The sequence below is a fragment of the Amycolatopsis sp. DSM 110486 genome (assembly GCF_019468465.1).
Lineage (GTDB): Bacteria > Actinomycetota > Actinomycetes > Mycobacteriales > Pseudonocardiaceae > Amycolatopsis.
The window spans coordinates 3,445,740-3,457,726 of sequence record NZ_CP080519.1 but is presented as its reverse complement, the minus strand read 5'-3'; the positions used below and the strand labels follow the sequence as shown (position 1 = coordinate 3,457,726).

The 11,987-nt window shown below is 68.9% G+C and carries 9 protein-coding genes and 1 pseudogene; 3 read left to right on the top strand and 7 right to left on the bottom strand.

The window, feature by feature from the left end:
- Nucleotides 1-18: 18 nt before the first annotated feature.
- Together K1T34_RS16730 and K1T34_RS16725 are read right to left on the bottom strand one after the other, a co-directional pair.
- Nucleotides 19-1,311, bottom strand: coding sequence for a GGDEF domain-containing protein (locus K1T34_RS16730; protein ID WP_220245183.1), 1,293 nt, complete (start codon nucleotides 1,309-1,311; stop codon nucleotides 19-21).
- Between the two features lie 208 nt (nucleotides 1,312-1,519).
- Nucleotides 1,520-2,779 carry an MFS transporter gene (locus K1T34_RS16725; RefSeq protein ID WP_220245182.1) on the bottom strand — a complete coding sequence of 420 codons (1,260 nt, stop codon included), beginning with the start codon at nucleotides 2,777-2,779 and terminating at the stop codon, nucleotides 1,520-1,522.
- A 342-nt stretch (nucleotides 2,780-3,121) separates the two neighbouring features.
- On the opposite strand from K1T34_RS16725, the gene K1T34_RS16720 reads away from it, so the two are divergent.
- Nucleotides 3,122-5,023 (top strand): FAD/NAD(P)-binding domain-containing protein, encoded by a 1,902-nt coding sequence (locus tag K1T34_RS16720; protein ID WP_220245181.1) that lies wholly within the window; start codon nucleotides 3,122-3,124, stop codon nucleotides 5,021-5,023.
- Here the strand turns inward: K1T34_RS16720 and K1T34_RS16715 are convergent.
- A pseudogene (locus K1T34_RS16715) lies at nucleotides 4,966-6,013 on the bottom strand (IS481 family transposase). The gene K1T34_RS16720 and the pseudogene K1T34_RS16715 sit on opposite strands and share 58 nt — an antisense overlap.
- Nucleotides 6,010-7,350 (bottom strand): MFS transporter, encoded by a 1,341-nt coding sequence (locus K1T34_RS16710; protein WP_220245180.1) that lies wholly within the window; start codon nucleotides 7,348-7,350, stop codon nucleotides 6,010-6,012. Before K1T34_RS16710 ends, K1T34_RS16715 begins: the two are co-directional and overlap by 4 nt.
- A 184-nt stretch (nucleotides 7,351-7,534) precedes the next feature.
- On the opposite strand from K1T34_RS16710, the gene K1T34_RS16705 reads away from it, so the two are divergent.
- A complete protein-coding gene (locus tag K1T34_RS16705; RefSeq protein ID WP_220245179.1) occupies nucleotides 7,535-8,413 on the top strand; it encodes a LysR family transcriptional regulator in 879 nt (292 codons plus the stop codon).
- A gap of 61 nt (nucleotides 8,414-8,474) precedes the next feature.
- On the opposite strand, the gene K1T34_RS16700 is transcribed toward K1T34_RS16705, so the two are convergent.
- Nucleotides 8,475-9,770, bottom strand: coding sequence for a PQQ-binding-like beta-propeller repeat protein (locus tag K1T34_RS16700; protein WP_220245178.1), 1,296 nt, complete (start codon nucleotides 9,768-9,770; stop codon nucleotides 8,475-8,477).
- A 272-nt stretch (nucleotides 9,771-10,042) separates the two neighbouring features.
- Between K1T34_RS16700 and K1T34_RS16695 the strand changes: the two genes are divergently transcribed.
- Nucleotides 10,043-10,600, top strand: coding sequence for a hypothetical protein (locus tag K1T34_RS16695; RefSeq protein ID WP_220245177.1), 558 nt, complete (start codon nucleotides 10,043-10,045; stop codon nucleotides 10,598-10,600).
- 13 nt (nucleotides 10,601-10,613) lie between these two features.
- Here the strand turns inward: K1T34_RS16695 and K1T34_RS16690 are convergent, their stop codons facing one another.
- Together K1T34_RS16690 and ribB are read right to left on the bottom strand one after the other, a co-directional pair.
- Nucleotides 10,614-11,276: an HAD family phosphatase gene (locus K1T34_RS16690; RefSeq protein ID WP_220245176.1), complete on the bottom strand. Its 663-nt coding sequence runs from the start codon at nucleotides 11,274-11,276 to the stop codon at nucleotides 10,614-10,616.
- Nucleotides 11,273-11,920, bottom strand: coding sequence for a 3,4-dihydroxy-2-butanone-4-phosphate synthase (gene ribB, locus K1T34_RS16685; RefSeq protein ID WP_220245175.1), 648 nt, complete (start codon nucleotides 11,918-11,920; stop codon nucleotides 11,273-11,275). The genes K1T34_RS16690 and ribB overlap by 4 nt, the downstream gene beginning before the upstream one ends.
- Nucleotides 11,921-11,987: the final 67 nt, after the last annotated feature.

Sequence of the window (11,987 nt, the reverse complement as noted above, 5' to 3'; positions counted from 1 at the left end):
GCCGGACCCCATGCCGAGCTACGCGACGGCCGCGAGCTCCCGGACCGGCGAAGAAACCGCGCCGATCACCCGGTTGCGGCCGCCATGTTTCGCCGCGTACACGGCGGCGTCCGCGGAAGCCATGACTTCATCGACGCTCGTGCCGTCCATGGGGAACGACGCGACGCCGATCGACGCCGTGCGCTCGGAGATCGCGACGGCCTCGCCTTCGTTGGTGCGCGTCTGGATCACGAGCTCGCTGATGCGCCGGCGGATGCGTTCCGCCGTGACGATCGCGTCTTCCTTCGACGTCGAGGGCAGCAGCGCCACGAACTCCTCGCCGCCGAAGCGGCCGACCAGGTCGTGGGCGCGTGTCTCCTGCTTGACGGCGGCGGCGACGGCCTTGAGCACGTCGTCGCCCGCGAGGTGGCCGAAGGTGTCGTTGATGGACTTGAAGTGGTCGAGGTCGATCATCAGCGCACCGAAGCTGCCGTTCTCGCGCTCGGCGCGGGAGACCTCGCGCTGTGCGCCGTCCTGCCAGGTGGTGGCGTTGAGCAGCTGCGTCTTCTGGTCCGTGGTCGCGAGCTCCTCGAGGCGCTTGATCAGCACCGAGCGCTGCAGCACGTACAGGGGCAGGATCACCAGCACCGACAGCAGCGGCTCGTTGGTGAGCACCATGGTCAGCAGACCGCCGACGCACAGGATCGACGCCTCGAGGACGTTGTCGTCCATGGTGCCGAGGCAGGACGCGGGGGTTGCCTTCGCCGGGTCGGCGAGGTACAGGCCGAGGCCGGTCAGCGCGGTGTTCACGACGAAGTAGCCGAGCGCGGCGGCGGCGACCATCGCGACACCCTGGCTGCCCGTGAGGTGACCGGCGAGCGCGGCGCCGAAACCGGAAAGGATCATGGTCGTCGCGTTCGCCGCGACGCGGTGCGCCTCACCCGGACGGGTGCCATTCCAGCTCCGGAACGCGAGGTAGACGTAGAGCAGAACGGCCAGCGCGGCCACGAGCTGCGGCGGCACCAGCAGCGCGGCGGGCAGCAGCCACACGGAGGTCACGTTGATGTGCGGGCCCCGGCTGAGCATCCGGCGCTGGCGCTCGATCTGCCGGGTGATCTCGGTCTGGGCGACGGCCAGGCCTGTGATCAGCGCGAACAGCTCCAGCTGAGCCGCGGTGACCGGGACCAGCACGCTGCTCACGACCGCCAGGACCACGGCGACGACCATGCTCGTGAGCGTGACGGCGATCCACCGTCGCGGCCGCGACCACAGCGCCCAGCCCGCCACGGAACCAATCAGGCCCCGTCCAGACCATTCCCCCGATGTGACCATTTTTCCCCCAAACCCTTGCGCGAATGTCCGGTGACACTCTCCTCACGCACAGTTTCAGGCCGTTTGCCGCCTGTCCACAAGGGCCTTAGGTGTGTACCTTTTTCCCGAACACGCCGGATGAAGGGTGACCAGCTATGCGCAGCAAGGACCAGTGACCGCGTAGCAGCACCGCAAGGTCGCGCAGGTCAGAGCCCACGCGCGGAGCATGTCACGCATGCTCGGCGCGTGTGGCTTCCTTCGCCGTACCCTCGCTCGTCCGGGCGGAGAACGTCCTCTGCCACATGATCGTTAGCGGAATCGTAATCAGAAGTCCGACGAACCCGAAGATCCCGACAGTCGTCTGGGCGGTCAGGTGGTCGGCGATCACTCCGCCGATCAGGGGAACCACGCCCATCGTGGTCGTCAGGCCCGTGTTGGACAGGCCCATCGTCTGCGCCCGGGTCTCGTCGGGCACCGCGACGGTCAGCGAGGCCGTGGCCTGCAGCAACGCGATCGTGCCGAACCCGCCGGAGATCACGAACAGGATGATCGACGCGACGGGCCCCGGCTGCAGGAAGCAGAGCAGGAGCGGGATCGCGGCGAGCGCCGTCATCGGCCCGATCAGCTTCGGCCGCACCTCGGCGGGCACCCAGCGCGTGTAGATGAAGGTGAAGATCACGCTGCCCACCGGGTCGGCGGCCAGCAGCAGGCCGATCACCTCGGGGCCGCCGCCGGACGACGCGACGTAGGGCGCCGCGATGCCCTCGTACACCGGCATCAGGCCGGCCAGCCAGGTGAACAGCATCAGCGAACGCAGCGCCGAGGTCGCGAAGCCGACCTTGCCGCCCGCGCTCAGCGACGCGAGGAACGGCTTGCGCTTCTCCCCGGTCGCGGCCGCGGGGCGCGCCTTCACACCGAAGCGGATGAACAGGGCCGAGAGCACGAACGTGCCGGCGTCGAGGACCAGCGCCAGGCGCGGGTCGACCGCCAGCAGCAGCGCGCCACCGCCGGCGAAACCGAGCAGCTGGGCCGACTGCACCGTCATGCTGCGGATGCCCATGCCGACAACGAACCGGTCGCCTTCGAGCACCTGCGGCAGGAGAGCCAGCTGGGACGCCTTGAACGGCGGGTTCAGCAGTGAGACGCAGCCGACGAGCACGCACAGGACCCAGAACGGCAGCCCGGGGATGGCCACCAGCAGGATCAGTGCGGCTCGCGCGGAGTCGACCGCCACCATCACCGTGCGCCGGGAGAAGCGATCGGCGATGCCGGTGAGGAAGATGCCGCCGAGCAGGGACGGGAAGAACGTCAGCGCGTAGGTGAGGCCGGTGAGCGTGGCCGACTGTGTAGTGGCGTAGACCAGCACGGACAGCGCGACGCGGGCCAGCTGGTCGCCGGCGATCGACAGCAGCTCGCCGAACCACATCGCGCGGAACTCGGCGACCCCGAAGACCTCGCGGAACGTCACCCGTCCCGGTGCTGCCGTCATGCGTGCTTCTCCCCGACATTCGTGTGCGGACGGTTCCGCACGGTGATCAGGCGGTGACTTTAGGACCTCGTGGTCACGAGCCAATCACAAAACGTGAGTTGCCAAGGTCAGTGTCTCGTGACTGTTGGTGAATCTCTAGGTTCTTTCGCCGGTATCCAACGGGTCACAGACAGTTCTCCGAGTGTCCAGACCATAGCGCCGAGCACCGGCAAGATCACGAGGGTAGCGTGATGTGGCCTGCGCCACACTCGCCCGGATGCCGCCCTGCATAGTGCAGTTGCACCGGTGTCCGCACTGTGGGAGCGCCACTTCGTGGCCGCCTTACGGCGTAGCTTCGAGTCCGTGGCCGATCACCCGACGTTCACGCTCGCCGTCGTGGGCGCCGGACCTCGCGGGGTCGGCGTCCTGGAGCGGCTCTCCGTCAACGCACCCGAACTGCTCGGCGACCGGCGCTTCGTGGTGCACCTGATCGACCCGTTCCCCGTGGGGCCGGGCCGCGTGTGGCGCTACGAGCAGTCGCCGCTGCTGCGCATGAACTCCATGCCCGAGGACGTCACGATGTACACGGACGACTCGGTGCGCATGGCGGGACCGGTCGCGCCCGGGCCGTCGCTCATCGAGTGGGCCCGCGAGGTCCGTTCGGGCTCTTTGTCCTTCCCCGTGCCCGAAGACCTGCGTGCGGAGTTCGACGCGCTCACCAGCACGGACTTCCCGACGCGGCGGCTGCAGAGCCTGTACTTGAGGTGGTTCTACGAGAAGGTGCTCGCCGAGCTGCCGCCGGGGATCGAGGTGGTGGAGCACGCGAGCTCGGCCGTCGCGATCGACGACGGGCCGCCGCAGCGCGTGCGCCTCGACAACGGTGAGGTAGTGACAGCCGACGCCGTGCTCCTAACCGTCGGCCACCTCGACGCGACGCCGGACCCGGCCGAGAGCGCGCTGGAGTCGTTCGCCGAGCGACACGACCTGGCGTATTACCCGGCCGGCTACACCGCCGACGTCGACTACTCCGGCGTGCCGGCGGGTGAGTCCGTGCTGGTGCGCGGGTTCGGGCTCGCGTTCGTCGACCTCATGCTCCTGCTCACCGAGGGCCGCGGCGGCCGCTTCGAGGACCTGCCCGGCGGCGGCCTGCGTTACCACCCCAGCGGCGCCGAGCCGGTGCTCCACGTCGGCTCGCGGCGCGGGGTCCCGTATCACGCGAAGACGGGGTACCGGTTGCGCGGGAAACCGTTGCAGCTGCCCAGGTTCTTCGATTCCTACGCGATCGAGGCGCTGTGCGCGAAGCCGGGGCCGATCGACTTCCGCGCGGATGTGTGGCCGTTGATCGCCAAGGAACTGGCGTGGGCGTATTACACGGAGCTGTTCACCGGTCATCCCTCGCGGGTCCTGATGGATTTCGCGGTGTTCGCGGATCGGTTCGCGGATCTGGACTGGGGGGCGTCCGAAATGGACGCGCTGGTTGTCTCCGCGGTGCCGGCCGAACAGGACCGGCTTGACCTGGAGCGGTTGGATCGGCCGTTCGGTGGCGCGCATTTCGAATCCCCGGAGGAATTCGGAAAGGTCGTCCGGGAGTACGTGGAGGCCGATCTCGCGCGGCGCGCGGATCAGCGGTTCAGCGCGGATCTCGGGGCGTTCATGGCGTTGTTGTCGGTGGTCGGACAGCTGCCGGCCTTGCTGATGACGGGCCGGCTTTCGGCGGCGTCGCAGGTCTCGGACATGGACGGCTGGTTCCGCGGGTTCTTTTCCTACTACGCGAGCGGGCCGCCGCCGCGCCGGTTGGAGGAATTGCTGGCCCTGGCCGACGCCGGGCTGATTTCGTTCCTGGGCGCGGATTTACTGGTGACGGCGGACGAATCGGCGGGGGTTTTCGCCGCGTCGAGTTCGAGTTTCCCCGACGTGGTCCGGGCCCGGACGTTGATCGAGGCGCGGCTGCCGGAAGCGAGTGTGCCGCGCGTATTCGACACCTTGCTCCGCCAGATGCGCGACGCCGGCGCGTTGGTCGAGGAAACCGTTCCCGACGCGGCGGGCGACGACCAGCCGTCGGGCCGGATCGCCACGCGCATCACGGATTCGCGCCTGGTCGACGCCGCGGGCACCCCGCACCCGCGCCGGTTCGCCATGGGCGTGCACACGAGCATCCGTTCGCCCGGGGCGTTCACGCGGCCCCGGACGAACGCGATCATGTTCCGTCAGAACGACGCACTGGCACGGGAATTGCTCCGGCTGTCACCGGAGGACCAGGTGTAGGAGGCCAGGACCTTGCTGACGCCTTCGCGTAGCCGCGAGGCTGGCGGCTCTCCGTCGGCAGAGCCGCGGGGTCGGTGGTAGCTGTAGTGGACGTTCCAGATCTTGAGGGCTTCTGCGCGTTGGTCTTCTGAGGTCCGGGTGCGGGCGTAGAGGAACTCCTCGGAGATGATCCGGTTGTAGCGTTCCAGCTTCCCGTTGTGCCGCGGCGTGTACGGCGTGATCCGCTGCTCTCGCGAGCCGAGCAACGCCCGAGCGAAGGCCTCTGAGCGGTAGCAGGCTCCGTTGTCGGTGACGATCCGTTCGATCCGGGTGATGCCGTGCGCGGCGAACCGGACCCGGGCCCGGTGCATGAACTCGATCGCGGTGGCGGCCTTCTCGTCCGCGAGGGCTTCGGTGTAGGCGAGGCGTGAGTAGCCATCGATCGCGGAGCGCAGATAGACGTATCCACGCCGTTTCGTCTTCGCCTTCATGCGCTCCGCAGCCTTAGTTCGATCACTTCCCGACCATGAGCGCGTCAGCCGCTGCCATCGGGAATCCGGCCTACCTTCTTCACATCGATATGGACCATGTGCCCGGGACGGCGGGCGATGATCTTGCGGATCTCGCGGTTGTTCTCGCCGTTCGGGTCGATGAAGCGGCGCTGGTTCAGCCCGAGTGCCGCAAGGTGGCGTGTGACTGTTCGTCGGGAGATGACGATTCCGTCGGCGGCGAGTTCGTGGGTGATGCGGGCAGCCGACCACTTGTGAGTATGCCGCATCTCTTCGATCCGGCTAACCACCTCGCTTGGGATGGCTGCCGGCTGACGGTTCGGCGTCGAGGGGCGATCCAGGAGACCGAGTTCGCCGTAGCGGCGGTAGCGGTTGACCCACTTCGACGCGCATGCCCGCGAGATGCCCATCTCGGCGGCGACGTGAGTGATCGGTCGGTGCGACAGCGGACAACGAGCCGCCGGCGGCCTTCAGTGGACAAAGGTGCGTTGGCGTGGGTCATGTCTGGTTGTCCGCTGCGTTCGTCCGGACGACGGATGGCGCTCCTGTGCGGGCAACGCGCTGCGTCGTGGCGGTGAGGAGGCCGAGCGCGCAGACTGCCGCCGCGATCAGGAACGGCAGGGCCGAGGCGGTGTTGCTGTGGTGCTGAGTCAGCATGGCGCTAGCGAGGGCGGCGGCGATGGTGGCGCCGGCTTGTCGGGTGGAGTTGAGGATGCCGCCGATTGAGCCGGCGGCTTCGGGGGCGGCGTGGTTGACAGCGAAGCCGACCAAGGCGGGCAGTGTCCAGGACACTCCGAGCCCGGATAGCAAGAGCCCGAGGGCGAGGACGACCGGTTGATGCTGGACTGCCGTTGCAACCGCGACTAGACACAGCCCCACTGGGAAGGCGACAAAGCCCATCCGGATCGGCCGTAGGGGTCCGTAGGCGGCGACGATGCGCCCGGTGAGCAGCGGGTTCAGGGCGACCAGCAAGGTCATCGGCAGCAGCGTTGCTCCGGCTGCCTCTGCGTTCGTGTGCAGGAGGAGCGGGATAGAGAAGATCACCGTGGTCAGGGCGTAGTTGACCGCGGCGCCCCATCCGAAGGCCGTCCACACCGGACGGTTACCGCGCAGTGCCGCCGGGACCAGCGGTGCGGGCGAGGTTCGATCTACCACAGTCGTGCCATACGCGAGCCCCACGGCGATGAGACCGAATACCGCGGCCAGAAGCCAGGAGCGTTGCCCTGCCTGGGTGAATGAGAGCGTTGCGGTGGCCAACGTTGCTGCCAGTCCGAGGTGCGGTAGCCAGGAGATGGCGCGTGCGTGCCGCGTGCGCGCGATGGACGTCCGGCAGAGTGCCAAGACGACAAGGGCCATTGGAGCGTTGATCACGAAGACTGCCCGCCAACCATCGACGGCGATGAGCCACCCGCCGAGTACGGGCCCGGCAGCCATCGCTACGCCGCTGATCGCGGCCCACGCGCTGATGGCGCTCCCGCGGCGCACTGGGTCGAGGTACAGGCTGGCGATCAGACTCAGTGAGCTCGGGATGATGGCTGCGGCGAACAGCCCCAACATGGCCCGGAACACCAGGAGAACCGACAGCGTGGGCGCGAGCGCGCAGCCCAAGGACGTCGCGCCGAAGCCCATTACACCGCCGATGAAGAGTCGGTGGGCCCCCCAGCGGTCGGCCAGGCTGCCGCCGAAGACCAAGGCGGATGCCAGCGCCATGGTGTAGATCGTGGTTGCCCACCCAACGCCAACGACGTCGATGTGTAGTGAGGCCATGATGCTGGGCTCGGCCACGGCAAGCACCGTGGTGTCCAGCAGCACCATGAAGTAAGCCAGCGAGATGCCCACGAGCTGCGGTATTGGCCGACGCTGCTGGCGCCTGGCGGACTTGGCTGATACTTCTGGCATGGATCTCCTTGGTCCGGCGAGAATGATTCGTCGAGAGAGGAGAGTCCGCTTTCGCAGGGTTCGGTTCGACCGCCACCACCGCATCGGCATTCGGAATATCCGAACACCCGCCTAGAGTGAGCGTGTGGACTTCGACCAACTGCGCACGGCGATCGCGCTAGTCCAGCATCGAACGGTCAACCAGACGGCAGCAGTCCTGGGCCTTGCGCCGTCCTCGATCTCTGATCGGATACGCCGGCTCGAAGGCGAGCTCGGGGTCCCGTTGTTCACACGCGATCGGACCGGCATGAATCCGACCACAGCCGGCCGTGCCTATCTCATCTGCGCAGGCGAAGCGCTTGAGGCACTCGATGTCGCGGCCGAGCAACTTCATGCCGCTCCAGGACTCACCGTGGGAGCCCAGGCCTCGATCGCGGACGAACTCCTACCCGCTGTCTTGGACGACCTTCGCCGAGCGCGGCCGGACCTCCAAGTGCACCTACGCCCCGATCCCGACCGCGCTCGGCTCCTCGACGCGCTCGATCGCGACGAGATCGACGTCGCGGTACTCCTCGACGCCGGGGAACGCGTTGGGGATCTTGGGTTCGCCCAACCTGCCTCAGCCCTGGAGTATCTCGACGTCCGTGAGGTCCCCATGACTGTGGTGGTCCCGCCAGATCATCCACTCCTCGGGCATCCGGTCACGATGCAGGAGATCCAGCAGACAGGAGGTCTGATCGGCAGGGAAGCCCGCTGCTCGTTCTGGATGGCCACCAAGCGATGGCTCGGCCCCGACGTCGATCTGACCGCCGTCGGCGGACTTGCGCAGGTCCGTGAATGGGTCGCCACCGGTCGCGGGATCGCGCTACTGCCCGAGTTCGCAGTCCACGCTGACTTCGGCTCGCGACGGCTCGCAAAGCTCGACGTGCACGCACCTCCGCTGCAGCTGCGACTCATCTGGCGCGAAGACCACGAGGACGCGAACGCGCTCCGCCACCTCCTCTACGCACTCACCCAGGCGTAAGGCACGGAGTCAGCGTTGCATGGTCAACAACCTGTTGGCCGGCAACAACCAGGCGGTCAGCTCACTTCTTGACCGGATAAGCCTTGGGCGCTCCGTCCTGGTCGGCCCCGATGCCGGCGTACTCGCTGACCAAGACCGGGGCGGCGCCGACGTTCTCCGTGGACAAGTCCTTGCCGGTTTTGGCGTCCAGCACGATCGGCTGGCCGCCTTGGGTTTTGCCGTACAGGGCGCCGTGCCAGGCGACGGTGACGCTCGGCGCGACGCGGTTGGTGGCCTGGTCCGGCAGGCTCCACAGCTTGGCGGCGGTCTTGGCGTCGTAGCCGGTGAGCACGCCGTCTTCTTCACACGTCAGCACGGACTGCTGGTCGTAGAGGCAGTCGCCGTAGGCCTGGGAGCCGAAGCCGCGCGCGCCTTCGATCTTGGCCTTCTCGGCGCCGGTGGCGGGGTCGAGGAACAGCAGGAACGAATGGCCGGAGCCGTAGTCGGTGCGGTTGGCCACCACGAGCGCCGGATCGGCCTGGACCATCGTGAGCCCGTAGGACTCGCGCGCACCGATCCACTTCTGCTGTCCGGTGAGCAGGTCGAGCGCGGTGGCCTGGGTCATCGAGGAGTTCTCGGGCACGTTGAAGTCGGTGCCGACGAGGACGTCGCCGTGGAGGCTGCCGGCCACGTAGTCCTTGCGCTGCCACAGGGTTTTGCCGGTGGCCGGGTCGAGCGCGGCAGTCACGTGGTCCTCGTCCTGGCTGTAGCTCGCGACGACGGCCTTGTCGGTGACGGCGACGACCTGGGTGACGGCGTTGCCGGCGTCGGCGTACTGGTCGTCGGACACCTTGATGTCCGCCTGCCAGGCCTTGGTGCCGGTTTCCTTGTCGGCGGCGACCACCGACAGCGTGATGTAGGACGGGGTGGTGCCTTGTTCCGGCATGAGGACCGGAACGGCGCCGACCGCGAGCTTGTCGCCGACGGCCGGCGGGCGCGGTCCGGTCTCGTTCACGAACGGCGTGCTCTGGTTGTACGGGTCGCCGGGCTTGCCGGCGACCGCGACGGTCCACTTCTGCCGGCCGGTCAGCACGTCCACCGCGTTGAGCGCGGTCGGCGTGATGATGTAGGCGGTGCGGTCGCGCAAGGTCGTGAACGTCGACACGACGCTGCCGGCGACGTTGGCGCGCAGTGCCTCGGCGGGCAGGCCGGCGCCGGCGCCGGCGCCGGCGTCGAACGCGGTCGGCGGATCGGCGGTCGTGGCCGCGGGCTCGGTGGATGCTGGTTGCTGCGCGGCGGGTGCTGAACCGGACGGCGCCGAAGCGGTGCCGTCGTTCGTGCCGCCGCCGCAGCCGGCGACCGTGATCGCTGTCCCCAAACACGCCACGATGACCAAAGCTCGTCGCATGTGCGCCTGCCTTCCCCCAAGGTCCACTGCTTCGACCGCCGCACCATAGCCGAGCGGATGCGCGCAATGTGGCAGTTCACACGAATGTGTCACTATTTCCTGATCAGGGCGGTGTGTCGGCGAAGATCTCGCGGTGAAACCCGCCTCCGTGTGACGAATCGTCGGGCTTTCCGGTTCCGCCCCACAGGCCATCCGCGGTCCCTTACCCTCCGGATGTTCTTCCTGATCCGAAAGGTGCCCCCATGTCCGCTCGCGCACTCCTCGTCCTGACCACGGGTGCTGCCCTGCTGATCGCCGGATGCTCGAGCGGCGTCGCCGGCTCGGCGGCGCCGGCTGCGTCGAGCAGCCCGGCGCCACCGTCCACGGCCACCTCGTCCGCGCCGCCGTCGACCTCGACGCAGCCGGCCACCTCGTCGTCGCCGGCCACGTCGTCGCAGTCGGCTACCGCGGAGAAGTCCGCGGCCGGCGCGGTCGCGCGCTACGAGACCTATCTGCACGCGGTCGGCAAGCAGGACCTCGCGACGGCGTGCGAGATCGCGGCGCCGGCCGCCAAGAAGGCGCAGGACGAAGGGTGGGGACCGTGCGAGCAGACGTTCCCGATGATGTTCCAGATGATCTCCCCCGCGCAGAAGAAGGCCCTGCAGAGCGCGACCGTCGACCGGGCCCGCGTCACGGAGGACAGCTCGACGAAGGTGGAGATCCCGGCCGCCGCGGTGCGGGCCGCGGTGAAGTTCACCGACAGCGACCTGGGCGACGTCACGCTGGAGTACCGCGGCGGCCAGTGGTTCGTCACCGACTGAGCGCCGAGCCGGACTACCGGCCGGCCGCCCGCAGCAGCTGGTCCACGGTCTTCGCCGCGATGTAGGCGTCGGTGGCGTGGTGGGCGGCGAGGGCGAGCGCCGCGCAGTCGCGTGCGGCGGTCGGGTTGGGGATGGCGAGCACGGTCATGCCGGCCGCGTGGGCCGAGCGGATGCCGGAGCTCGAGTCCTCGACGGCGAGGCACTGCGCCGGAGCCAGGCCGAGGCGCTGTGCGGCGAGCAGGTACGGGTCGGGCGCGGGTTTGCCGCGGGTGACGTCGTCGCCCGTCACCGTGGTGCGGAAAGGGAGGCCGAACGTGGTGATCGCGGCCTCGACGTAGGGGCGGGGTGAGGCGGAGACCAGGGCGACCGGGCCCAGTTCAGCCGCCGTGGCGACGAGGTCGGCGGCGTCGGGGACCAGGCCGAACTCGCCGCGCCGAACAGCCGAGACCATGCCGTCGACGCATTCGGCGACGGCGGACTCCGGCGTGAGGCCGGCGCAGCGAGAAGCGAGGTACGCGGCCCAGTGCGCGGTGCTCTTGCCCTGGATCGCGGCCCAGTCGGCGGGGGTCCACGCCTCCCCGTGGCGGGTGGCGACCGCGGCGAAGACCCGGTTCCAAGTGGTGGCGCTGTCGACCAGCGTCTCGTCGAGGTCGAAGACCGTGGCGGTGAGCGTCACCGGGCCGCCGCGGGCTGGGGCGCGAAGGCGCAGATCTGCTCGATCGATGTGACCTTGAGCCACAGCCGGTCGGCGAGCGCGCGCAGCTGAGGCAGGCGGGCGACGCTGCCGTCGTCGTTGCACACCTCGCTGATCACGGCCACCGGCGCGAGCCCGGCCAGCCGCATCAGCTCGACGGACGCCTCGGTGTGGCCGCGGCGTTCGGCGAGGCCACCGGCCCGCGCGCGCAGGGGGAACACGTGCCCCGGCCGGCACAGCGCGCCGGGCGTGGTGGCGGGGTCGGCGAGCAGGCGCAGGGTGTGTGCGCGGTCTGCCGCGGAGATGCCGGATTCGATGCCTGCCGCGGCGTCGACCGACACGGTGTAGGCAGTGCCCGCGGGGTCTTCGTTGGCCTGCACCATCGGCGGCAGCCGCAACCGGTCCGCGATCTCCGGAGTCATCGGCGCGCAGACCAGTCCGCTGGTGTGGCGCAGGTAAAAGGCGAGGGCCTGGGGAGTGGCGTGTTCGGCGGCCATGATGAGGTCGCCCTCGTTTTCGCGGTCCTCGTCGTCGACGACGATCACCGGCCGGCCGGACCGGAGGTCCAGGAGCGCGGCGGCGACGGTGTCCAATCCGGACGAAGGGCGAAGTTGTGCGGGGATCATGGTCGCCGACTTTAAGGTCGCGTTGTCCCGGTCACCGGGACGAGCCACTCCACGGTCGGGTACCGGC

Bases quoted from the DNA above. Each gene is read 5' to 3' on its own strand.
- K1T34_RS16730 (WP_220245183.1), bottom strand. From the start codon at position 1,311: ATGGTCACATCGGGGGAATGGTCTGGACGGGGCCTGATTGGTTCCGTG.
- K1T34_RS16725 (WP_220245182.1), bottom strand. From the start codon at position 2,779: ATGACGGCAGCACCGGGACGGGTGACGTTCCGCGAGGTCTTCGGGGTC.
- ribB (WP_220245175.1), bottom strand. From the start codon at position 11,920: ATGATCCCCGCACAACTTCGCCCTTCGTCCGGATTGGACACCGTCGCC.
- K1T34_RS16695 (WP_220245177.1), top strand. From the start codon at position 10,043: ATGTCCGCTCGCGCACTCCTCGTCCTGACCACGGGTGCTGCCCTGCTG.